Here is a 21,966-nt window from a genome sequence, read left to right as displayed (position 1 = left end):
TTCAAACCTCAGCAGGCGATTCGGGCTTGAGGAGAGCAATTGATGTGCTCAATGCAGTATGTAAGAACGCCTCAACCTGCTGCTGTTGGGCTTCAGCACTGACGGACTCAGCGAGTCGGGAAGCAGGCAGTACAGCCCCAACCCAATGCTGAGTGTGCCAAAAACCATGACCGTCAAGGGCAGGAAGGCTGACTGCGTCTGGATAGGGGTAAGGAGACACGTACCAATACGGTTCGTGATAACTGGTGTCTCCGGGCGATAATCCCACTCCGACGGTGAGCGGGCTACCGTTTTTAGTGCCGGGAAGCATGATCAGCGTTGCCATATCAAAGTGATGCGGCCAGATCCGGGCAGCAGTTGCATCCTCTGTCGTTGCAATGATTGCCTGAAAGAGCAGATCAGTATTGGCATAGTAGTTTGTCAACTCGCTTAAGACCAATGGTTGACTGGCATCAAAATCCGCACCGTGGGCAAGGGGATGATCGGGAAAGTCATCATGGGGATAATCCAGAAACACAATCTTGCTGGCATCTACACCCAGTTGAGAAAGCTCTTGTTGAAGCCAGATCAGTCCTGCTGCCATTGTTTTTTCAGGCAATGGGAAAGAGGCGATCGTTTCACTCTGCTGATCCAACACAATTAATGTGAGGCTGACTGGATCAAGTGCCACCTGAAACGGCTTTGCTGCTTGAATGGCAGAGCCAACAAACACTTCTAAAACCGGATGCCATGCCAAACTAGTATGGCTGTAATCCGGGAGCGGTTCTGCCAATGCCGCGCCTGTAGCTGCAATAAACTGGATGGCATAATGCAGTTGCAGCCTACTTTCTACTAATTCAGCGGGGGGAATTTTAGCGATCGCCTGCCATTCGTTCATTGTTCTTACTCCGTTGATTAATCGTTGTCCTATTTCATGCGATCAATGAGATGCTCTCCGATTCGTAGGTCATTGGCAATAATGGTCAAAGTTGGATTCACTGCGCCACTGGAGCAGAAGAAGCTCCCATCGGTAATGTAGAGGTTGTCAATATCATGGGTACGGCAATTCAGATCTAGCACTGAGGTAGTGGGATCGTCGCCAAACCGACAGGTGCCAACCTGATGCCCAACGCCATCTAGCGGCAACCTGCCTGTATAGGTTTGACCCGCATCCACGAAGTAAGAGTAGGAGGTTTGGCAAGCATCTAGCCAGATCGCAACTCGTTTGTCTAAACCTGCTCCTACAAATCAAGGACAACTTTTGAGGTTTTGGGTTTAGAGATGCAAATCAGTACCGAACCATCCTCAACAGTTGCTGTGGGAGTTGTTTGGTACTCCACTTCACCTTCTAAAATTTTGCACTCGCAAGTGCCACAGATCCCTTGACGACAACTGTAGGGAGGATTCAAATCATTTGCTTCGGCAAATTCCAGAATGCTATCAGCATCAGCTTGCCAGGTAATTGTTTGATTCGATTGGGCAAAGACAATTTCCGCTGCTTCAACATTGTCATCATTCACTTCAGCAATTGGGCGATCGCTGGCTGTCTTACTTGCTTTTGTAAACATCTCAAAAAAGACTCGGCTTTCAGGTACACCGACATCTTTCAAGCCTGCGCGAATCGATTCTAGAAATGGAGGCGAACCGCATAGAAAGTACTCTGCTTCTTGTATAACCAAGGATTGAATTAAGTCAACATCCACATAGCCAGTACTGTGGTAATAACCAGTATCTTCCCCTTTCGGACGACTGTAGGCATAATGAACCGTTAGATTGGGATTTTGTGCTGCGATCTCATCCACCTCTTCTCGAAAGGCATGGAAGCTGCCATCACGCGCACCATGTAGAAACCAGAGGGGACGGTTTGGATTGAGACAAGCCAATGCTTTTGCCATACTTATCATGGGTGTAATACCAACACCATTACTGATTAGCACCGCAGGTATAGCCTTTTGCACATCGAGAATAAACTTACCGCCGGGTGGTTTTGCTGGAATCACTGAACCTTCATGAACCTGATCATGCATAAAATTGGATGCAATTCCCGGCATCACATCTAATCCTGGGGGCATCGGTTCCCGTTTAATCGATAAACGGTAATAATTGCAAGGTTCGGGATAGTCCGATAGCGAATAGGTACGAATCACCGGTCTTGCCTGTCCGGGAATATCCAGCTTAATGGTCAAAAATTGCCCTGGTTGGAAGTTGGGAATGTTGCCCTCATCTTCTGGCTGCAAATAGAAGGACGTAATTTCCTCACTTTCTTTGACTTTGCGAACAACCACAAAGTTGCGCCAGTCTTTCCAGATGGTGCTGTCGGTGGTTTGAGTGGGTTGGGCAGTTCGCTGATTCCCCTTACTTTTAGAAGCAAAGCCAAACAATGCACCACACCCTGCTCCAATGAAAGACGCGTATACGGCTGTCTTGTAGGCAGATTCGTCTTTCGACTTTGTTACTCCAATCGCGATCGCAGACGTGAGGGTAATCACCGAGAGAGTTGTAAATGCTGCGGTTAAACTTCTGACGAATGGATTTTGAATTCTTTCCAGACTTTCAAACATACTTCACTCCTGATGAATACTGAGTTGGCGGCTATCCAGCGGCGATTGGAAAATAGAAGACCAGGCAACAAATGACTAACCTCTACACCAATTTGTCGCTCAACATCTGCGATCCATTACCCATAGCTTGCTCTCGATAGCCACAGCGGAAGATACAGCGTTTATTGTTGTGATGGTGGAGTTTGGCACAGCGTACTGCTTTCCTTCCCCTCAACCGAACATAGACCTCAGAGGCTGACCACATCCCCAACAACGGTGCAGTGAAATAAACCCAGATGGCTGTCCAGTTGTGAGCAGGAATTGCCGAGGCTAATGTGCGGGCAGGGTTCATGCTCATGCCCGATAGGGGAGCTTCTAAGGTGATATAGATGGCAATTAACATCCCTGCAAATATCCCAGTAAAGCGCGCCAGTTTGGGTGTATTTGAAACCACCAGAATCATCATCATGACACCAAAGGAAATGATGAGTTCTGCTAGAAATGCAATCCCTGCTCCCCCGGCTCCAGGAATGGTGACGACATAATCGACGGTGGGATGAGCGATCGCATCTCCCAGAATCTTCGCTGCCAAGAACACTCCCAACAAGGCACCGACAAATTGCGCCACGATGTAGAAGAGGGCATCCATTCGTTTAATCTTGCCAAGTCGGAAGAAGGTGAGGGTGACAACAGGATTGATGTGTGCTCCGGATTGTTTACCCCAGGGGGAATAGATGATGGCGATCGCCGTTAATCCCATCGCTACCCCAATGATAAAACGGCGTAGGAGTGGGTCAGTAATTGCCTGATGAATCAGCGAGGCTGGATGCTCCAGGACTGCTGTGACGATACTGGCAGAAATCATAAAAAGTCCCAGACCCGCAGCTTCCATCAAATATTCCGGATAATGGCGGCGTAGAACGTTCATTACTGCTCCTGATAATTCCAAAGCAACCCACCATCTACAAAGAACGTGCTGCCTGTGATGTAGTCCGCATTAGATGAAGCCAAGAAGGCAACGAGAGAAGCCACGTCTTGTGGTTGTCCTAAACGACCCAGTGGAATGTTTTTGAGCAATGCACCTAACTTTTCTGGGTCATTTAGCAGCTTGGTATTAATTGGAGTTTCAATTGCCCCTGGAGCTACGTTGTTAATCGTGATGCCCAGCGCGCCCAATTCCACTGCCAGATTTCGGGTAAACATCTTCATGCCACCTTTGCTGACGCAGTATGCCGTGAAATTGGGGAAAGGCAAATCCTCATGGACAGAACTGATGTTGATGATTTTGCCGGGTCGTTTAGTTTCCAGCAGATGTTTCACAAACGCCTGTGTGGCAAAAAACACACCCTTCAAATTGACATTCAGTACCGCATCGTAATCTGCTTCAGTGACTTCCCAAAAGGGAGCATGTTTTTCGATGCCAGCATTGTTGACTAAAATATCGAGCTTGCCAAAATGTCCAATGCTTTCTGTGATCAGTTCCCGCGCCATATCCACACTACCCAAGTCGGCTTGAATTGTGTGACCACGGGAGTGAGGGCACTCTGCCATATAGCACTTGCCACCGATCTCCTTCACCTTCTCCAGAGTTTCCTCAGCGCCTTCCGGGTGAGAGCGATAGTTGATCACAACATCAGCTCCCGCCTGTGCAAGCCGGAGGACAATTCCCTGTCCAATCCCTTGACTACCGCCTGTAACTAGAGCAACTTTACCTTCGAGTGTCATGAGTGATCTCCTTATATAGCGATCCTATTTGATTGTGAAACCTTACTCATTGGGCGGTAACTAATGACCAATGACCAATGACTACTAACAATCATTCCTCAATGTTCACCAATCATTTAGCACTGTTATAGATGTTATTTGTCACTTATCGTTAGTTATTTGTCGTTTGCGTTTTATAAGATATCAATGACTGCTAACTACTGACCAATAACTATTGACTAGCCAATTTGGCAGCCCCAAAAGTTGCGTTGAACTTGCGGCACCAGATAACAGCAGATTCGTATTCTGTTAAGTTGACATTCGTAGGAATAGCGTACCGTTGAGCACCACTAAATTTTTGCAAGGGTGCCAGAAGCGCATAATCGCCTTCCTTTAATGGATATGCAGGTGGTTTAGTGGAACCGAGTACATCACTGGAACGGTGCAAAATCACAACCAGATCTGGTCCCATATCGGAGGTCTTAAATGCCTCATCAAGTTCTAAAAATGCTTTGCCAGCTTGAGTGATAATGCGAGCCACTCCTTGAGTGGGATGTTCTCCGGGGGCAAAGCTTCCAGATCTAACAGTTGTTGGCTTTGCAGTATTCGTTGATTGGGCAATTGACTCTGATTGAGCCGATTGTGCAGGAGGAGTGGTGGCTACAGGAGTGGAATTTTCAGTGGTCTGTTGTTTAGCAGCTTCTCCGGCACAACCGACTAGCATTAGAGAAACCAGACCGAACGTTACCCAACGCTTTAATTTCATCAGAAACTTCCTCAGTATGACATTGGGATGTTTGTGTTTTCAGATGCATTTATTGTGACTGGAAGTGGCGATCGTCAAATGATAAGTGCCTAAGGAAATCAGTCTAAAAAACTGATATTTCAACGCAAAAACTTTTAGACGCTTTTCAGGAAACTCTCATTTAGATCAGTTTGAGTGGAGACACTCAGTGATTTTTCACAGTCAGGCGGACAGGCAGGATTAGTTTTTGAATTTCAACAGCCGCCGGGTGCGTGCAATCAAAGCATCTACCCTATTCACTGCCAACAGTGACAGATAAACGATCACCCCCATCACCCCTATGACTACATCCCATTACGACCTGATTATCGTCGGTACTGGCGCAGGCGGTGGCACTCTTGCCTATCGTCTCGCGCCCACGGGCAAAAAGATTTTGATCCTGGAGCGAGGACCATTCTTGCCCAGAGAGAAAGAGAACTGGGACACCGTGCAAGTTGTACAGAAAGACCGTTACCATACCTCAGAAATCTGGTATGACAACAAAGGACAGGCAATTCATCCCGGAGTGGGTTACTTTGTGGGTGGCAACACCAAAGTCTACGGCGGTGCCCTATTCCGTTGGCGAGAACAGGATTTTGATCAGGTGATCCACAAGGGTGGCATCTCTCCCGAATGGCAACTTAAGTACAAAGACTTTGAGCCTTATTACACCCAGGCAGAACAGCTTTACGAAGTGCATGGTCAGCGCGGGATAGACCCAACAGAGCCTTCTGCAAGCGAGGCTTATCCCCATCCCGCTATCAGGCATGAACCACGCATTCAGGAGATTCACGAGTCATTGCAGCATCAGGGCTACCATCCCTTTTATCTGCCGTTAGCAATTAAGTTAAATGAAGTGAATCGCCGTTTGAGTGCCTGCATTCGCTGCAATACCTGTGATGGTTTTCCCTGTTTGGTAGATGCAAAAGCGGATGCGGATGTCAACTGTATCCGTCCAGCCGAGCAATATCACAATGTCACGCTGCTGACGGAAGCAACGGTCACGCGATTACACACCAGCCCTTCAGGGCGAGAAGTCACAACCGTAGAAGTCGAAATGAATGGCGAAAGTCATTTGTTTTCAAGTGATATTGTCGTGGTTGCCTGTGGTGCCATTAATTCTGCTGCTCTGCTATTGAAATCAGCTAATGACCAACATTCCAATGGGCTGGCAAATAGTTCCGATCAGGTTGGTAGGAACTTAATGAAGCACCAGAACGGAGCCATTATTGGAGTCACCAGAAAATCGAATTTGACGACTTTTCAGAAAACATTAGCAGTCAATGATTTTTACTGGGGGGATGAGGATTTTGATTATCCGATGGGTCATGTGCAATTGCTAGGCAAAATCAATGCCGACATGATTGCCCAGGAATCTCCTTCAGTGCTGGGTCTGTCGTTTCGAGAACAGCATGCTTTTGAGGCGATCGCATCTCACTCAGTCGATTGGTGGCTGACGGCGGAAGACCTACCGGAGCCAAATAATCGCGTCACGTTGCACGGTGATTCAATTCAATTGAGTTACACTGAAAACAATACTGAAGCTTACAATCGCCTTTTAAATCGATGGATCGGAGTCCTCAAAAGCATTAACTGCGGTGAGCAAATTATTCCTGCGTCCTTCTATTTCCGCAAAAAGCTATCGTTGCAAGGAGTTGCCCACCAGTGCGGAACCTGCCGTTTTGGCGAAGATCCCACCACCTCAGTGCTAAATCTCAACTGCCGCACCCATGACGTGGATAATCTCTATGTGGTGGATGGGAGTTTCTTCCGCTCAAGTGCCGCTGTGAATCCTACGCTGACAATTATTGCGAATGCACTGCGAGTGGGTGATCATTTGATTGAATTGATAGGATGAGAGCATGATATTCAGGCATCTTTGGTTTTTATCCCATCAAATGTACAAGGATCAGATTGTCATTGAATCCTTGGCTAGAAACATACCAAATGACACCACTAAAAACTACATTCATTCAACTTAGGCGTATGGTTAGACTAAGCCGGACGGTCACCCGTCCGACTCGTCTGCAAAACCGGACGTGAACCTTTCGCTTCATCCGGCTCCTCAACCATTGGGTGCTTGTCATGCATACCGGAATGAACCTGGTCGTGGCAATGCTGATGTAATAGTGTCAGATTGTCCCATTGATGATTTTGATGCTTGCCGTCCACATGGTGGACTTCCAGCAGGTCATCTGACTTAAAGCACAATCCGCAATGTGAGCATTTTCCCTGTTGCCGCTTCAGCAGTTTGGCAATCCGCGTGGAGAGTTCTGGGTGTTTGCCCCTGCGGGTTCCCCAGTAACTCCAGTCCCCATCGAAAGGACTGCGACTGCCCTGAACTTTGACATGCCGAACAATGGGAGTTTGAACGTGAGTACGAAGCCGCACCGGGTTCTCTCCCTGCTGGGCCGCAAAGACCCATCCTCCTCCTTGATTGACTAGCCAGTAACGACTGGCTCGCCATTGTCCACTCTTGTTGGGATGGCGATGCTGTGCCCAGGCTCGCAGCTTTTGGTAGAGCAAGTAATCCAGCTTGGAGTAAGCCGCCTTGCTACACTGCGCAGAGAAGTAAGCCGACCATCCCCGAATCATCGGGTTAAGGTGTTGAATCAAAGCAACTTGTGGGGCTGCTTTGTGGCTTCTAATCACCTTCTGCAATCGCTGAAGGTGTCTCTGCATGGCTGCTTTGCTGGGCTGTATCAGTGTCTTATAGCCTTTCATTGACCGCCCGGATTTATATTTGCTCATTCGATATTGCCGAATAGAGAAACCCAGGAAGTCAAACCCGACCTGCCCATCCACAGATTCGAGGGTGTGGCAAATGCGGGTCTTATACCAATTTAAATTGAGTAGAGGGCAAAAGTTGCTTCCGTCACAGGTTATCCCTTCATCCTTGATGCCCTATCTGCCTTGAATACTCTTTAAATTGGTATTACTTGGCTTGAATGCCAATCCCATCTTTTCCAACCACCTGGAGAGGAGTTGTTGAGCGTGTTCAATGACCTGTCGTTCCGGATGGATGACCACCAGGTCGTCGGCATAGCGGATCACCCTTGCCCCCTTGCAATAGCGGGCAATATAGGTTTCCATGCCATGCAAGGCCACATTCGCTAGTAAGGGAGAGAGACTACCGCCTTGTGGAACGCCTTGAGGCGTTTCACTGAATTGGAAGTTGTCCATTACCCCTGCCCGCAGCCAAGCTCGGATTTGTCGAGTGACAAACGGGCTAGCGTTCAGCTTCTTCAACAAAGGTTGTTGCGCAATCGTGTCGAAACACTTTGCCAGATCGGCATCTAAAACCCATTTCGGTTGATGACAAACCTGGAGGTAGATCGCCATGATTGCATCGTGACAGGAGCGCCCTGGGCGAAAGCCGAACGAGTATGGCTCGAACTTAGCTTCCCATTGGGGTTCCAACGCTAGCTTAAATAGAGTTTGTCTTGCCCTATCCTCTAGAGTTGGAATATGCAGCGGTCTGAGTTCTTCCCGGTTGCCCGGTTTAGAAATCCAGACCCGACGCATGGGAGAGGCTTTGCTCCAACCAGACTGAAGACGTTGGGCAAGTTTCAGCCGTTGATTCGGTGGAAGCGACTTTAAGCCGTCGATGCCTGCTGTCTTCTTGCCCGCATTGTCTTGCGTCACTCGTCGAATTGCCAGAACTCTCGCTGCCCAAGAGTGAATCAGGAGTCGCTGAAGCCTGCGCACTTTTGCTCGTTGACCACGACCAGCGGCTCGGTAGATTTGCTTTTGCAACTTAAAGACCTTCCGCTCCAGCTTGCGCCAGGGGATGGACTTCCATTCATACGTAGTCGTTAACTCGCTCATGACGTGTCTATTGCGACTGACAACTCTACCTTCCCAATGGCTGTGTCTCCGTCTGCATATCCCCTGGCTTTCCCAGAGGCATTGGCTTCTGAGACAATCCTTCCTCCCCACCCCATGCGGCTGACTACCTGCTCTGACATCGACCATTCAGAGAGCGGTCGGGGAGGTTACTTTGTTCCCATCTTCCGTTTTGCGCTGACTGTAGGCTCCCACTCTCCACCGGGTTTCTTGCTGAGTGCTTGCAGGTCAGCGTTGCAACTGCCTGCCAGTTATCCTTTCCCTTTTGGGCAAGCCCATAAACCCGCGTAGGCTTGTTCACGATAACGATGGTTCAAATGTGGGTTCACTTTCGTTAGCCTTGGTTAGCTCTGCTCGACGGGATTCCCGGTCGGGTTCCGAGTGACCGCCTTTTAGCCCTGCTTCAAGCGATTGAGGGTCAGTCGCACACTTGAGGGCTACGCTGTTACCCCAGCACTAGGGGAGTTGGAATTGTCCAACCTGGACGCACCACACGAAAGATGAGTTATCAAGGTTCAGAACCCTGACTCCGCTTTATTTCTAGTCCTTTAGGACTCGATTTGAGCGGAAACAAGTCGCACGCAACGATTCGTGTAAAAAAGGGCCATATGCGCTAGAGAAGTATCAATACTTACCAAAATTGCTAATCGGTCAGGCAACTCATCATTTTACTAATAGGCTTGTAGAGCTTGAATAGTTGCGAAACGAGCAATGAGTCAACGATGAGACCGGGCTTTGGAGTCCTTAAAGTCTGCAAGATTACGCTTGTAGTATAAGATTCTGGAATTGAATCACGCCTTTGTATAGCAGCCGAGAAAAAATGGTCGCTAAGGACAAACTGTCCCACTTACGGTGTTTGGTCTAGTTGCAGTAAGAAAGCTAGAACAACGTAAGATCAAGCTTTTACAGCATAAACTGTCCCAGAAACAATCGGAAATGGGACAGTCAACACAATCAAGTGCCCAATCAAAGCAATTGCTAGAAGCCTTAAGCAGTAGGCTTTCTAGGCTTAGCGACCAAAATTTCTCTATTGCTATACAAGGGCGCAATCGAGCGAAAGCAAAATGCAAACGGCACAACTGAAAGCAAAGAGACAGTTCGTAAGATTTGCCCTGACACTCCCCGATGGGCGATCAAGCGTGTTCTCGGTAAGCCGATGGATTTCTGGAGGCGGCTAAGACGTTCGCGGCTGCTGGCATCATTCCCCATCATTTAGTGCAGGTCACCGCTGATGAAATTCGTGCAGCTAGAGAGCGGATTGGCGACAGCTTCAAAGGAGTACTGCCAAAAGGCGATGTGCGTAGGGTCAAGCCTGGACTATCTGAAGAGACAGCGGCAGGAATTAGAGCGCACATTTTAGGAATCGAGTCTGCTGACTCTTCGACAATGAATTAAAAAGCAGCCTGGTAAGTGGCTGCTAGGCTTGATGGAGCGCGATCGCTGAAGTCGTTTGCTAGTTTACAGTCAATACTTTACGGAACACAACCTTGTCATCACCTGCTGCATAAAAGTCACGAATCCGTGCCTCTTCTTCGTAGCCATACTTTACATAAAACTTTTGTACTAAATCGAAGCTCGCTAAGGTTTCCACCAGCAGCATTCGTCCACCACGCGCTTTCAACGTTTCTTCGACATGGCGCAATAGCTTGCCACCGTGTCCCTGTCCCTGGTGAGCGGGGTGAACCGCGATCAGCTGCAGATTCCAAGTTTGATCCGTCATCCGTTCCGGTTCACAGTAAGCCACTCCGATGCTCCCATCGTTGTCTTGGTCATGGGTGAGCCAGAACCGTTGGGTGTTACCGTTTTGTAGAGGATCACGACCGTCACCATCAATAAAATAATCGGTCAGCAGTTGATTCACCACCTCCAGTTCACCTGGCTGAAAACCGATCGCCTCGGCGATGGACAGTATCGCAGCCATGTCATTGGGCTTGCTCAGTCTAATCATAAGGGCAAAAATGATAACAGTTGTTATGTCATACAGAAACATAACAACTGTTATGATGTAAGTCAAGATAGCTGCGATGTATGGCTGAGAACTGAGGAATGCTATGGGGTATGACGATCGCCGTATTGAAGTGGCTCAAGCGGCATGGCGAGTGATTGTTCGAGAAGGGTTGGATCGCGCCAGTATGCGGGCGATCGCGCAAGAACTGGGTTCTTCCACTGGAGTTGTCACTCACTACTTCCGAGATAAGGAAGAACTCATCTTATTTGCTCTAGAACAAGTGGTTGAAAACACTTTAGAGTACATGAGAGCTTGTGCTGGGAAGCGACAGGGAAGCGACCGATTAGAGCAAATGATTTTTGCTGCTCTACCTTTGGAAGACAGTGGTAGGGATGATTGGAAAGTTTGGATCGCATTTTTGGGCTACTCAATCGGGCACGATCACCTGATTCAGCAGCATCAAAAACGCTATGATCACATTCGGCAAATTCTTTATCAAGAGTTGGCTGAGTTACAGGCGGCTAAGCTGATCCGAGCCGATTTAGATTTGATCCTTGAAGCAAATGCACTCATCGCTCTAGTGGATGGCATTGGCACTGGAGTTGTGATCTGCCCTGAGCAGTTTTCAGCAGAGCAACAACGATATCTTGTGCATCAACATATCCACGCTTTACGAGCATTATCCTAAACACCCCTCATCTGACAAGATGTGTCAGTCAGCCAGACTTCAATAGTTTAAGCCTTTAAAGATATTGCTTTTTTCAAACTCAGCCTAGACGAGGCTTCTAGGTCATCTGGCACCTTTTTGCCCTTATGTCATCTCGACCCCAAACTTACCTTTCCAATATCTTAGTAAGTCTATCTGGATTCCAAATCTCCTCTGCCAACTTTTGGTAAAGCATCTGTCGAGCGTCTAGGCCAGCCTTGGTAAATTGGGTATGAGGAGTAAACGGCAAAGCCGTCTTTTGGATGTATCGCAGAAAACCTGGATTGTGGCTGTAACAATCAGGATTCAAAGACTGCACCAGGATATTCTGCTTAAGGTACTCCGGTAGTTTCTTGTCATAGGGCAATGCCCCATAGCTGGCGTTAAATGATTTGGGCAGCAACAGTAAACCACCTATGCGGTTGCGGTATTCGTAAAAGTCGGTCTCTTGAGGAAACTCCTCAGTGTAACGATCAGGCATATTTGCCCAGATATGCTCAACCTCGTAGCGGTTAGGTCCAGCCCCAGAAACATACTCTCGATACCGGGATGGCAAACCAGACTGCTGCTCGATATGGTTAGTAATCCGGGCCAAAAACTGGTGAACGGCATTACGGTTTTGTTGGTGCAACCGCAAGCGATCGTTGGAAATAAAGGTCTCCTGATTCTCATCTAACTTGAGCCGTAAAATATCGGCTAGACCGGTCACCGTCTGACCACGAATATCCCGCATCACCAGGAACATAGCGTATTGCATAGTCGAATAAGCAATCACGCGAAAGTTCCACAAACGACGGGCAATTAGAATATCCAGGAAAGTCCCCACCAAGCACAGCTTTTTATCAACTGTTGTGGCATCATCATCCGGTGTCAGGGGAGCCAGCAAGAGCGGGTATTGCAACGTGAACTCATGCTGAGCGTTATAGAAAACTTCTTCTAAACCGGGTGTCAGGCTTCTGGCCGCTCGACGCAAGCGCATGTACTGTCTCGTGTAGAATGCCATGTCTCGTTCCACAAAACGGAAGAAATCTGCACTCTTGTTCAGTCCAATCTCTTTTTGATGTTCCCGAACCCAACGGTGAAACTCCGTTCCGAGTCGATCAAACTCGCCAGGCGTAGCGCCTTTCTTCCGCTCCCTGATAGTTCGGGCATATTGACTGCGTAACCAAGTCTTGAAGGCATCGGCGTCTTCATCTTTGCCAAGATCCACTAGCTCTGCTACCCGGTTCTTCCAAATCTGGTTGGCCTTATGCTTTTTATCATCTTCACTAACATTAGCCAGGATAAAACCCTTGAGCATATCCGTAGGGGTTAGCGACAACCCACGATCGTTCATAGTCTCAAAGATGGTGTAAGCATCCTCATCTGAGTAAGCTGTAATCTCCACCATGTGGACGTTCTCGATCAACCAATCCACAAAATAGGATAATGCCTCGCCGGACAAGTCCTCTGGAAAATGCTTTTCTATGTCGAGGTAACGAGCCAAAATGTTTTTGACAGATTCAGGCTGTTCCGTATCATCAAACGGTTGCTGGTTAAACAGCGCCTCCATTGCCGGGGTGCGTTCTTCAACATTTAGATTGAAAGACTTCTGGTCGTATTTCTCCGAAAAGATTAATTCGGACAGCTTTCCAGCAATGTCTTTTTCCCGTTGAAGGTTGTGCAGAAAAATCAGTAGCAACGTGAGCGTCGTAAGACGTTGCTGACCATCAATGATGAACTTTTGTGTTTGCTTCTGGCTAATAATAATCGAACCAAGGAAATAATGACCGTACTTCTCCACTTCACTGCGGTCATGGGCAATGTCAAAATCATCAAGGAATTTGGCTGCCAGATCTTCCAGTAGCTCAATCACCTGCTTGGTGTGCCACTTGTACTCACGCTGGTAGTAGTCAATTGAGTACTTATTCCCACTCAGCAGTTGACGAATGGTTCTGGCTTCTCCGCGAATTTCCTTCATGCACTTCCTCAGCCGAAAATGGGGTTCTTTGCATGACCCCTCGAAAAGGTATATTCCACGACGAGATACGTGAGTCTTACTTTAAGAAGCTACTTAGTCTTTGTCTCCGACTCCAGCAAACGCTGCATAGTCGAGAAACGTCAAGAAACTTCATGCCAGGTATTCCAGCGTTTCATAAGGTCTAAGACGACACTGTTGGCGAATTATTTCTTCATAGCTGAACTACCTATTCCGTCGTTACTCGACTTACAAAATCAATGACTTTCAGCTAAGGAACGACAGCAGTTCAGGTCTCTCAGTGCGTTAAGCAATGTTTCGCCAACAGTGTCTACGCTACCTTTGCCCCTATTATGACTGAGCGATCTAATCGGAAGCTGATAGCTGGCTGAGAATTTTGCTGGAGAATTTGAGAACTTGCTTAAAAAATACTGAATGATTCTCATTCCTAAGCTTTGGGGAGCGTAATCGTAAAAGTAGCCCCTTGCTTGCCGGGGGAATGGTACGCGAGAACGCCTCGATGGAGTTCGGCAATGATTTGATAACTGTTTGTCAGCCCCAGTCCCATGCCTTTGCCGACATCTTTGGTGGTGAAAAAAGGATCAAAGATTTTGGACTGAATCTCTGGTGCAATGCCAATGCCATTGTCAAGAATTGAAATCGTAATATTAAGATTGTCCTCTTCAGTGATGATTTGGATAATTGGCGATTCAATATTGGTCAAATTTGTGATTTGAACGGCTTGATCAATTGCCTCGATCGCATTAGTCAGCAGATAGAAAAAGGCTTGATTAAGTTGACTGGGATAACAAGGTATTGTCGGCAAAATACCATATTCCCGCTGAATTTGAATTGCCGGACGCAGATCGGTAGGAGCGAAACGTTCTTGTAGCAGAATCAGAGTGCTTTCTAGTCCTTCGTGAATATCTACTGCTTTATGATCCGCTTCATCGAGTCGGGTAAAATTCCGAAATGAGATGACGAGATTACGAATGCGTTCTGCACCTGATGCCATCGACTGGATCAGCCTTGGCATATCCGCCTGAATAAAGTTGAGATCAATCGCTTGAATTTTTTCTTGTAAGGCGGCGGATGGCTGAGCGGGTTCTTGTTGATACTGGGAAATTACGGCGAGTAAATCTTGAGTGTAATTCGCAAGGTGCGTTAAGTTCGCGCGAATAAAATTAATCGGATTGTTGATTTCGTGGGCAAACCCAGCGCTGAGTTGACCCAGCGAGGACATTTTCTCGGTGTGAATCAATTGGGCTTGAGTTTGCTGAAGATTGTTGAGGGCAATCTCTAACTGACCTGCGATTTGGCGCAGATTGGCTTCGGATTGTTTCCGTAGGACGATCTCATCCACCGTTTTCTGATGGGTTTGATGGCAGGCTTGAATCACTTCTTGCAATTCATTTTGAATTTGATACTGTAATGACACGAAATCCTGAAATGGTTGGGCTTGGTCAATGGAGTCCCCCGCTCGCCGCACATCCGCCTGCAATACCAAAATGGGATGAATCAGACGATGGTTTACAATCCACATCATCAACGCCGTAACACTCGCTGAAATCAGTAGAACCAACCCCAAAATTCGCCCTGAAAATGCTACTAAATCTTCAGCTACCCGCGTTGCATCATAGGACAGCAGGAGATAGTAGGTATCATCCTGAAGCGTGACCGAATAGGCAATTTCATAACGCCAAGGAGAGTCATAGTGGAGTGTGTTTTGGCCTGCTTTCGCTTGCTCAAAGCTGAACGTTGCACTTTCTCCGTACTGCCTGATGAGACGACCATCGGCACGATAGATTGCGCCTCCTTGCATCCCGACATCTTGTTGCAGATGCGGCAGGTGCTTGGCAAATCCAGAAATTTCTGCATCCGCTATCGCCAGTGCATTGATCGTTGCCTTCGCCGTCATGGCGATCGTGGTTAGCTGTTCACCCTTGCGACGGTAAGCAGATGGCACAAAAACCAGGACTTCAATCCCTAAAATGCCTATAAAAACCCACAAGCCCATCTGCCGTGATAAGCGCGATGTAAACGTTGACAGGAGACGATGGGCAAGCAATTTCATAGCATCGATCAAGGTGAGTTAGATAGCGCAAGCACGGTTTTGAAGCCGAGCGGAGGGGGCGATTCCTTCGGTTAGGTTAACTTAGCCTGGGATCTAGAGCGATCGCTCCTTTCTGCTTTGCTTCCCACTGTCTAACTTTAAGCCTAACTTTAAGCGACGATCGTCACAAACCAGTGCTGATCCAAAACCCTAATGACCCCAGCCGTCAACCGCTTAGCTGCCAGTGATGACCATTTCGCCTACAGGCATTGACAGCGCCCGGTCTGGTTCAATCGTGACCACAACTTCTGTAGTCCCGCCCCATTGATCCAGCGGTAGTTCCAAAAATACCTCACCGCGATCGTTCGGCTCAAAATCGCCACAAGTCACTTTCCGCCCATCCACCAACGCCCACAGGCGATAAACTTTACCCTTCGGTAATGGGGCAACATCCCGCAAGACCAACAGGGCAGAACTCTTTGTGGGAACCATAATCAGGCTTCCAGAAGAATGCAACTTTGGATTTGTGCCGATCAAGGTCAAAAAGCGATTCTTTGGTTGACGCAGCAGGTTTACTGCTTGCTGATAGCGGGATAGCTCTTTGCGGGTCGTTGCCAACTCGGTTTGACGAATGCGATCGAGGGTTGCCTGGGCAGTTGCCAACTGTTGATGTAGATGATGATTTTCGAGTTCGGTTGCTGCTAATTTCTGATGCAGCCGATAGGTTTCAATGCCTAAACCTGCAATCATCACAGCGGCGATCGCGCCTCCCCATTTCCATGACAATCTCATCCAACTCCTTGTTTTTGCGGGAGAACGGGTCGCAGGAGAGGCTTCTGCCTCAGCCGCTTGCAGAATCCGCGTTTCTAGCTGCTGAGATGGTGAGGAGACAGGCAACGACAATGGTATTACTGCTAGGGTCGATTCTAGCCGACGCAGCTCTATTAACAGATCTGGGTTGTGATCCAGCAACTGTTTCACCTGAACGGCTTCTTCAGGAGTCAGATCGCCTAGAACGTACCCTGCAAGCAGGTTTTCCAATTGTTCAGAAGGCTCAAGGGGTGCCATCGTTACTCCATCCAATCCTTTAAAAGTTGTTTTAGTTTTAAGAGTCCCTGACGCGATCGCGTCTTTACCGTTCCGAGCGGAATCTTCAACTGCTCAGTAATCTCCGACTGACTCAGCCCATCATAGTAAGCCATCTCTAATACTTGCCGCTGGCTGTCAGGTAAGGCTTGCAATGCCTCTGAGACGTGATGTGAGAGTTCCGTTAGAGAGGCATTTTCTAGAGGGGCATTCGGCGCATTCGGCGATTGGTTATGCTGCCAGCGTTGCAGAAGTTTTTGCTTCGATTTCACCTGATTTAAGCGGTTGATTGACCGCGATCGCGTCATCGTCAGCAGAAACGCCACCACAGAACCGCGAGCCGGATCGTAGGTTTTGGTGCGCCAGAAGGTAAGAAACACTTCCTGAGTCAAGTCTTCGGCTTCGTGAGCGTTGCCTAAAATCCGCAATGCCAGACGGTAAACCACTTCGCCATAGCGGCGGTAGAGCACTTTTAGGGCAGCCAGATCACCTGATCGCATCGCCCGAATCACCGTTGTATCCTCATGGTCTGCTAGTGCCATGTTAGAAGAACCAGCGAATTCCACTGACCACATAGTATGCCCCTGCCAAAATCAATATGACACTTCCCACACCCACCACCCAATCAGAATGCCGGAGCAACACCCGGCTTTGCTTCGCCAGTCCGGCAAACAAGCTGGCGAAAAAGATAATCGCTGTGTATCCCAGGGCATAACTCACCATTGTCAGCACACTGAGAATCTGTGAACCACTTGCAGCAGAAGCAGCCAGTACCGCAAACAATACTGGACTGGCACACGGTGAACTAACCAGAGCAAAAGTTACACCCACCCCATAAGAACCTGGAATAGGCAGAGAGACCTGGGTTTGGGGTAACGGCAGATGAATGATTCCGGCAAAGCTCAACCCCATCAGCAGGATGACGATACCGATAATCAGATGCACCACTCCTTTAAAGTCCACAATCACGGCGGTCGCAAAGGAAGAGAGCAATCCAAATAAGCTTAAGACCGTCACCGTTCCCAAAACAAACCAACCCGCTTTCACGAATGCATCCCAACGAGACGTGACTTTGAGCGTACCGATGTAGCTCAGGTTCACGGGCAGCAGTGCCAGGATGCAGGGGGAAAAGCTGGCAAGCAATCCGCCTAGAAACGCCAGAGTTAATAGAATGAAGGGATTGCTAGTGTCCTGTCGCTCAAACCACTGCTGATAGGTGTTCTCAACCACGGAAATGAAGTAGTCGATGCCAGTGGAGATTGCTGTGAACCGATCGCCCATTAGCACAAGCAATCCGGCTCCAACAAACAGAACCACGGGCAGTAGCCACTTTCGAGATCGATGGAGCGATCGATGGTGAGTAGACACTGGCAACTCAGAATCTTTTTGAGTCATGGGTTAGTTGTTGCAGAAATATCAATGAGGTGTCTTTCGGAAGCTTGCTTGGATTTTGGATTGAATCTAAAATTCAAAATCTAAGATTCTTAAATCTACTTCTTCATTTGGGCGATCGCAGGATCGAGAACTGCCACATAATCTCCTTGATTGGGATTGTTGCGGAACTGCTTCAACACTTTGCCCGTAGCAGGATCAATGATGGCAACCATCGACGTTTGGGTTTTATTTGCCATCAAGAACTCACTCAGCCCCAATTGTTTCGCTTTCGCCTCAGCCATTTGTGTAGTGCCGCGATCGGTGACATCCAACACAACAAAGTGTGCCTTACCCTGATATTTCTGCTTCAAGCTGGATAAGGTAGGCGCAATATTTTTACATCCTGGGCACCAACTCGCGTAAATATCTACAACCACAGGTTTTCCTTGCAATTGTTGAGCCAGCGGTTTTGCCATTGCGCCTGCAATTTGAACCGGTTGAGAAATGCTCAATTCTGGTTTGGCATTCACCAAGGTTGTTAAACCAAAAGCAGCAATCACGCTGCTAACACCCAGACTCAGGAATAGGAATGACTTAAGAGAACGGTTCATCGTTTAACCTCATCAATTAGGGTTCATTTGATATACAAAGCCAGAACCAAAATGGATTTAAGGCATCTTGCCTGAGAGTAACGCAAGATGCCTTTCTTACAAACCTCTATAAGTGATCCATTCAGTTTGCTTAGACAAAGACAGAATCCGTGATTCGAGCGATATTTACATTTCGCAATGTGACCAGTTCGTCACTTCCGAAACTAACCAGGGTGTTGCGACCCAGTGAGGTAAGGGTTACATCCTGAAATCGCAAACCACTGGGCAAGCTGATGCGATCCTGTTCACCAAAGTCGGTGATCGTATCGAAGCCTGTGCCTGTGGACAGGGCAAAGGTGTCGCTGCCAGCACCGCCTGTCAGTGTGTTGAATCCGATACCACCGGAGAGGTAATCGTCTCCAATGCCGCCCCGCAAGCGATCGTTGCCCTCGTTGCCATACAAATAATCATTGCCCGCCCCGCCTTCCAGAAGGTCATTTCCCAAGCCACCAAACAACTTATCGTTGCCCAGTCCACCATACAGGCGATCGTTGCCCCCATTGCCGTTGATCAAATCGTCGCGATCGGTTCCGGTCAGGTTATCTCTACCATCGTCTCCATTGATCGTGTTGAAAATGCGGAAGCGGGCGATTTGATAGTTAGGCGCGGTAAAATCAGCGTTGGCAAATTGAGGAGTGCTGAGAATTGGCCCACCTGGAATAAACCCGGTTGCCAACTGAACTACCCCATTTTCGGTCACACCCGTATTGGGAGCTTGCTGTCCAAAGAAGGCGGTATTTGCTGGAATCTCATCATTGACTTCGCTGCCAGCATCTAACACCTGGCTACCGAGAACTGTGAAGTCGGCTCCTAAAAAATTGCCCTGGTCATCAAAGATCTGGTGTGCCCGTTCGTTGCCGTTAGATATAAAGAAATCATTGCTGGGAATGATCATAGAAGCGTAGCTAAAGTAGCGGCTGGTCGGATCGCTCCAGTCTACGGTGACGGTAAAGCTTCCCGTTTCGCCTGCATCAATGGGTCCTGGAGCGCCTGCCAATCCAAGCACTGCGCCTTGCACCGTGCCAAACCCCGCTAGATTAAACTCGCGGCTGATGATATCCACCGCGCCATCTTCTGCAATGCTCTCTAATCCAGGAGAAACCGGGCGACCGCGATCGTAGGTATCAAACGTGCCATTGTGAATCCCAAACCAAACTGGAGTCAGTAGGGTACCGTTTGTCGGGGCTAGATTCTCGATTTCGATCGTCAGTTGAGTTTGCATGATTTTGTGCCTTGAGAATAATTAGTTGAGATTGATGAAGAACGAATCCTGGTGGCAGATAGGTCTTGCGGTTTCAGAGGCGGAGGGCGACCAACGGTAAAACTCGCTACCTGTTCGAGGATTCACTTGATATACAAGGCTGAAACCAAATTGGATTGCTTGAATTTGGTTTTGTCCCAAACCCGCTCTTTACTCTCTAGAATTGTTCTGTGCCAGAGGTTCAGCTACAGGTTTTGTGGTTATGGCAGCAATTTCGGCTGGCAAATAAGCCTTCTTGGAGACTGGAAAAAATCTTCTCAAGCGCGATCGCACAAACTTCCAGTGCATCAGCAAATGCAGACCAATGAACACCAGAAACATGTAAGAAACCCCAAAGTGGGCACTTCTCATTGATCCAGCCCAGTTATCGTTCGCCGCAAGGACAGACGGGACTGAAATGCCAAAGAAAGTTGTATGTAGTCCTTGGCAATTCCGCAAAAAGAAACCAGTGAGAGGCACAATCAGCATGAGAAGATAGAGGACGGTGTGCAAAGCAGTCGTTTTTAGCCAGGTCGGAGTGACGTTTGGCAACCGTCTGGAGTATTTTGATCCGATCACTCGCAGAAGTAAGAAAATCCGCGCTACCAGCATTAACAAAAACAGAGTTCCAATGGATTGATGCAGAAAAGGACTGAGCCACTTGGTGAAGTTTGCTTGAGGGGGATGGGCAACATAGACACCTGTGAGGTACAACAGAATCAGAAGACTTGCCATCATCCAATGCAGCAGCATGAGATGTTTGAATTTACTGTTCTGGCGCTGGGGCTTCTCGATAGAATTCGGCTCTTTGGCGATCGTTGCTAAACCCATATGATTTGGCTCCAGAAAAAGTTAAGGTTGAGAGACTAACCAGACAACATCAAGGGCAAACGGAAGTATCTGTCCTAAGCGGTGAGGCTTAGGCAGTGGCGCTTCCAAGGTTATGCAGCGACGGAATGAGAGGTATGGCTAAAATCGTTAGCGAAGCCACGCGACATCGAATGCAACCAACATTGGAGAAGGTTCATCAGTCGTATTGACTCGCTTAAAGTCGTAACAATCCTGATTGATGGGCACCTCTTCCACAATCAGAATTTTGAGTTAAATCAATTAGTGCCGAGGATTTTCTAGAGCGATTGTGTACATTAGCCTATAGGTACCTCCTACTCAATTGCAACGAGGTGTTTGTTACAGAAGCAGCCACCCACTTGAGGGTTCATCTCATATACAAAACCGAAGCCATCTTGGATTTATCGAAACCACATCAAGCAGCAATGAGCGATCGCGGCTGAGTGGATCAACGCCTCATTATTCAGGCTATCTATTGTTATAAGTAGCGGCTACAGATAACCTTTGCGTCATCGATCGTTTTTATGTCAGCCGCTACACGCTACTCCATACCGCATTTCGCTTACCCTCAATCACTTGAGTGCTTTGGTGGTTCGTCGAATCAGAATATCCAGTGCCATGATGTGTGATGCCCCCGAAATACCAACTCCAAATAGAGGAATCAGGACAATCGGATAAGTGGTGATTGTCTGCATCATCGGCACTTGAAGCAATGAAAAAGTTAATCCTGTGGCAACTGCAATCACAAAATCTGTCATACCGAAGAGGTGAAAGCCCCAGTATTTCCAGTGATTCTTTGGCAATGCAAGCACTAGAAATACTAGCAGACCCGCCATTAAATCTCCCCAAGCGGCGTTCCGCACAAAGTTTACTGGTAAGAGATGCTGACTACCGTAATAGAAGAAGATTAGGGCTGCCGGAATTCGCCAGAGGTGGAATAGGGTCAAGTAGTCCAGATGAAGTCCTTGAATGTAGGCTCGAAAGGTCGAGTTGCCGTAATAAATTGCTACGGGAGTGACGATGCCGATCGCCACGAACAAAGCAAACAATGGGAGCGGGAATAAGCTAAAAAGTCCAAAATAGCCGCTCAGCCCAACCCCAAAGCCCCAGCAAATAATGGTGTAAAGCAATCGCTGAGTCATGTGGCTGCGTTGTTTCGAGGATAGAGAAACCATAGAAGATCATGATTTGGCAGGTTTTTCTCAGAGGAGCGAACCCAAAGCAATCAACAATTAGTGTATATACACCTT

21 protein-coding genes and 1 pseudogene are annotated in these 21,966 nt (G+C 48.0%); 3 read left to right on the top strand and 19 right to left on the bottom strand.

The features are described from left to right. Nucleotide 1: 1 nt before the first annotated feature. The 6 genes and pseudogenes from JOY44_RS25280 to JOY44_RS25255 form a co-directional block, all read right to left on the bottom strand. Entirely contained in the window at nucleotides 2–877 is an 876-nt protein-coding gene (locus JOY44_RS25280) for a hypothetical protein (protein ID WP_171576340.1), read from the bottom strand. Between the two features lie 29 nt (nucleotides 878–906). Beyond that, a pseudogene (locus tag JOY44_RS25275) lies at nucleotides 907–1,122 on the bottom strand (GMC family oxidoreductase); the annotation flags it as partial. A 98-nt stretch (nucleotides 1,123–1,220) separates the two neighbouring features. Then, nucleotides 1,221–2,540 carry a 2Fe-2S iron-sulfur cluster-binding protein gene (locus JOY44_RS25270; RefSeq protein ID WP_171576339.1) on the bottom strand — a complete coding sequence of 440 codons (1,320 nt, stop codon included), beginning with the start codon at nucleotides 2,538–2,540 and terminating at the stop codon, nucleotides 1,221–1,223. A gap of 82 nt (nucleotides 2,541–2,622) precedes the next feature. Continuing rightward, a complete protein-coding gene (locus JOY44_RS25265; RefSeq protein ID WP_171576338.1) occupies nucleotides 2,623–3,447 on the bottom strand; it encodes an MIP/aquaporin family protein in 825 nt (274 codons plus the stop codon). Beyond that, nucleotides 3,447–4,244, bottom strand: coding sequence for a glucose 1-dehydrogenase (locus JOY44_RS25260; protein ID WP_171576337.1), 798 nt, complete (start codon nucleotides 4,242–4,244; stop codon nucleotides 3,447–3,449). The genes JOY44_RS25265 and JOY44_RS25260 overlap by 1 nt, the downstream gene beginning before the upstream one ends. Before the next feature lie 211 nt (nucleotides 4,245–4,455). Next, complete coding sequence (locus tag JOY44_RS25255) at nucleotides 4,456–4,989, bottom strand: DM13 domain-containing protein (RefSeq protein WP_171576336.1); 534 nt, start codon at nucleotides 4,987–4,989, stop codon at nucleotides 4,456–4,458. A 319-nt stretch (nucleotides 4,990–5,308) separates the two neighbouring features. On the opposite strand from JOY44_RS25255, the gene JOY44_RS25250 reads away from it, so the two are divergent. Next, a complete protein-coding gene (locus JOY44_RS25250; protein WP_171576335.1) occupies nucleotides 5,309–6,865 on the top strand; it encodes a GMC oxidoreductase in 1,557 nt (518 codons plus the stop codon). Nucleotides 6,866–7,002: 137 nt separating this feature from the next. Here JOY44_RS25250 and JOY44_RS32670 read toward each other — a convergent pair whose 3' ends face one another. Beyond that, complete coding sequence (locus tag JOY44_RS32670; RefSeq protein ID WP_307822096.1) at nucleotides 7,003–7,812, bottom strand: group II intron reverse transcriptase; 810 nt, start codon at nucleotides 7,810–7,812, stop codon at nucleotides 7,003–7,005. A 99-nt stretch (nucleotides 7,813–7,911) separates the two neighbouring features. Next, on the bottom strand, nucleotides 7,912–8,835 hold the full coding sequence (locus JOY44_RS32665) for a reverse transcriptase domain-containing protein (RefSeq protein ID WP_307822094.1): 924 nt from the start codon (nucleotides 8,833–8,835) through the stop codon (nucleotides 7,912–7,914). A 3-nt stretch (nucleotides 8,836–8,838) separates the two neighbouring features. Here JOY44_RS32665 and JOY44_RS25240 point away from each other — a divergent pair, with 3 nt between their 5' ends. Beyond that, the gene (locus tag JOY44_RS25240; RefSeq protein WP_171576334.1) at nucleotides 8,839–9,144 is read left to right on the top strand and encodes a hypothetical protein; all 306 of its coding nucleotides are present in this window, start codon (nucleotides 8,839–8,841) and stop codon (nucleotides 9,142–9,144) included. A gap of 696 nt (nucleotides 9,145–9,840) precedes the next feature. Here JOY44_RS25240 and JOY44_RS25235 read toward each other — a convergent pair. Beyond that, entirely contained in the window at nucleotides 9,841–10,065 is a 225-nt protein-coding gene (locus JOY44_RS25235) for a hypothetical protein (RefSeq protein WP_203032173.1), read from the bottom strand. A 241-nt stretch (nucleotides 10,066–10,306) separates the two neighbouring features. Then, nucleotides 10,307–10,801: a GNAT family N-acetyltransferase gene (locus JOY44_RS25225; RefSeq protein WP_171576332.1), complete on the bottom strand. Its 495-nt coding sequence runs from the start codon at nucleotides 10,799–10,801 to the stop codon at nucleotides 10,307–10,309. Between the two features lie 103 nt (nucleotides 10,802–10,904). Between JOY44_RS25225 and JOY44_RS25220 the strand changes: the two genes are divergently transcribed. Further along, nucleotides 10,905–11,489: a TetR/AcrR family transcriptional regulator gene (locus JOY44_RS25220; RefSeq protein ID WP_171576331.1), complete on the top strand. Its 585-nt coding sequence runs from the start codon at nucleotides 10,905–10,907 to the stop codon at nucleotides 11,487–11,489. 145 nt (nucleotides 11,490–11,634) lie between these two features. Here the strand turns inward: JOY44_RS25220 and JOY44_RS25215 are convergent, their stop codons facing one another. The 9 genes from JOY44_RS25215 to JOY44_RS25175 all read right to left on the bottom strand — a co-directional run bounded on the left by JOY44_RS25215 (nucleotide 11,635) and on the right by JOY44_RS25175 (nucleotide 21,858). After that, the gene (locus tag JOY44_RS25215; protein ID WP_171576330.1) at nucleotides 11,635–13,467 is read right to left on the bottom strand and encodes a DUF262 domain-containing protein; all 1,833 of its coding nucleotides are present in this window, start codon (nucleotides 13,465–13,467) and stop codon (nucleotides 11,635–11,637) included. Between the two features lie 445 nt (nucleotides 13,468–13,912). Continuing rightward, nucleotides 13,913–15,538: a sensor histidine kinase gene (locus JOY44_RS25210; RefSeq protein WP_171576329.1), complete on the bottom strand. Its 1,626-nt coding sequence runs from the start codon at nucleotides 15,536–15,538 to the stop codon at nucleotides 13,913–13,915. A gap of 213 nt (nucleotides 15,539–15,751) precedes the next feature. Next, entirely contained in the window at nucleotides 15,752–16,585 is an 834-nt protein-coding gene (locus tag JOY44_RS25205) for an anti-sigma factor domain-containing protein (protein WP_171576328.1), read from the bottom strand. Nucleotides 16,586–16,587: 2 nt separating this feature from the next. After that, complete coding sequence (locus tag JOY44_RS25200; protein WP_171576327.1) at nucleotides 16,588–17,145, bottom strand: sigma-70 family RNA polymerase sigma factor; 558 nt, start codon at nucleotides 17,143–17,145, stop codon at nucleotides 16,588–16,590. Between the two features lies 1 nt (nucleotide 17,146). Then, the gene (locus tag JOY44_RS25195; protein WP_171576326.1) at nucleotides 17,147–17,998 is read right to left on the bottom strand and encodes a cytochrome c biogenesis protein CcdA; all 852 of its coding nucleotides are present in this window, start codon (nucleotides 17,996–17,998) and stop codon (nucleotides 17,147–17,149) included. 95 nt (nucleotides 17,999–18,093) lie between these two features. After that, nucleotides 18,094–18,588: a thioredoxin domain-containing protein gene (locus JOY44_RS25190; RefSeq protein WP_171576325.1), complete on the bottom strand. Its 495-nt coding sequence runs from the start codon at nucleotides 18,586–18,588 to the stop codon at nucleotides 18,094–18,096. A gap of 130 nt (nucleotides 18,589–18,718) precedes the next feature. Next, nucleotides 18,719–19,849 carry a spondin domain-containing protein gene (locus tag JOY44_RS25185; RefSeq protein WP_171576324.1) on the bottom strand — a complete coding sequence of 377 codons (1,131 nt, stop codon included), beginning with the start codon at nucleotides 19,847–19,849 and terminating at the stop codon, nucleotides 18,719–18,721. A 189-nt stretch (nucleotides 19,850–20,038) separates the two neighbouring features. Then, nucleotides 20,039–20,698: a cytochrome b gene (locus JOY44_RS25180; protein ID WP_171576323.1), complete on the bottom strand. Its 660-nt coding sequence runs from the start codon at nucleotides 20,696–20,698 to the stop codon at nucleotides 20,039–20,041. A gap of 590 nt (nucleotides 20,699–21,288) precedes the next feature. Then, entirely contained in the window at nucleotides 21,289–21,858 is a 570-nt protein-coding gene (locus tag JOY44_RS25175) for a hypothetical protein (protein WP_242541867.1), read from the bottom strand. Between the last annotated feature and the right edge of the window lie 108 nt (nucleotides 21,859–21,966).

Source organism: Leptolyngbya sp. Cla-17, from assembly GCF_016807185.1.
Classification (GTDB): domain Bacteria; phylum Cyanobacteriota; class Cyanobacteriia; order Leptolyngbyales; family Leptolyngbyaceae; genus ULC077BIN1.
This window is presented reverse-complemented; position numbering and strand designations above follow the sequence as displayed.

What these genes read in the sequence shown, in the direction of transcription:
- JOY44_RS25280 (WP_171576340.1), bottom strand. Translation starts at nt 877, where the DNA reads ATGAACGAATGGCAGGCGATCGCTAAAATTCCCCCCGCTGAATTAGTA.
- JOY44_RS25270 (WP_171576339.1), bottom strand. Translation starts at nt 2,540, where the DNA reads ATGTTTGAAAGTCTGGAAAGAATTCAAAATCCATTCGTCAGAAGTTTA.
- JOY44_RS25265 (WP_171576338.1), bottom strand. Translation starts at nt 3,447, where the DNA reads ATGAACGTTCTACGCCGCCATTATCCGGAATATTTGATGGAAGCTGCG.
- JOY44_RS25260 (WP_171576337.1), bottom strand. Translation starts at nt 4,244, where the DNA reads ATGACACTCGAAGGTAAAGTTGCTCTAGTTACAGGCGGTAGTCAAGGG.
- JOY44_RS25255 (WP_171576336.1), bottom strand. Translation starts at nt 4,989, where the DNA reads ATGAAATTAAAGCGTTGGGTAACGTTCGGTCTGGTTTCTCTAATGCTA.
- JOY44_RS25250 (WP_171576335.1), top strand. Translation starts at nt 5,309, where the DNA reads ATGACTACATCCCATTACGACCTGATTATCGTCGGTACTGGCGCAGGC.
- JOY44_RS32665 (WP_307822094.1), bottom strand. Translation starts at nt 8,835, where the DNA reads ATGAGCGAGTTAACGACTACGTATGAATGGAAGTCCATCCCCTGGCGC.
- JOY44_RS25235 (WP_203032173.1), bottom strand. Translation starts at nt 10,065, where the DNA reads ATGATGGGGAATGATGCCAGCAGCCGCGAACGTCTTAGCCGCCTCCAG.
- JOY44_RS25225 (WP_171576332.1), bottom strand. Translation starts at nt 10,801, where the DNA reads ATGATTAGACTGAGCAAGCCCAATGACATGGCTGCGATACTGTCCATC.
- JOY44_RS25220 (WP_171576331.1), top strand. Translation starts at nt 10,905, where the DNA reads ATGGGGTATGACGATCGCCGTATTGAAGTGGCTCAAGCGGCATGGCGA.
- JOY44_RS25215 (WP_171576330.1), bottom strand. Translation starts at nt 13,467, where the DNA reads ATGAAGGAAATTCGCGGAGAAGCCAGAACCATTCGTCAACTGCTGAGT.
- JOY44_RS25210 (WP_171576329.1), bottom strand. Translation starts at nt 15,538, where the DNA reads ATGAAATTGCTTGCCCATCGTCTCCTGTCAACGTTTACATCGCGCTTA.
- JOY44_RS25205 (WP_171576328.1), bottom strand. Translation starts at nt 16,585, where the DNA reads ATGGCACCCCTTGAGCCTTCTGAACAATTGGAAAACCTGCTTGCAGGG.
- JOY44_RS25200 (WP_171576327.1), bottom strand. Translation starts at nt 17,145, where the DNA reads ATGGCACTAGCAGACCATGAGGATACAACGGTGATTCGGGCGATGCGA.
- JOY44_RS25195 (WP_171576326.1), bottom strand. Translation starts at nt 17,998, where the DNA reads ATGACTCAAAAAGATTCTGAGTTGCCAGTGTCTACTCACCATCGATCG.
- JOY44_RS25190 (WP_171576325.1), bottom strand. Translation starts at nt 18,588, where the DNA reads ATGAACCGTTCTCTTAAGTCATTCCTATTCCTGAGTCTGGGTGTTAGC.
- JOY44_RS25185 (WP_171576324.1), bottom strand. Translation starts at nt 19,849, where the DNA reads ATGCAAACTCAACTGACGATCGAAATCGAGAATCTAGCCCCGACAAAC.
- JOY44_RS25180 (WP_171576323.1), bottom strand. Translation starts at nt 20,698, where the DNA reads ATGGGTTTAGCAACGATCGCCAAAGAGCCGAATTCTATCGAGAAGCCC.
- JOY44_RS25175 (WP_242541867.1), bottom strand. Translation starts at nt 21,858, where the DNA reads ATGACTCAGCGATTGCTTTACACCATTATTTGCTGGGGCTTTGGGGTT.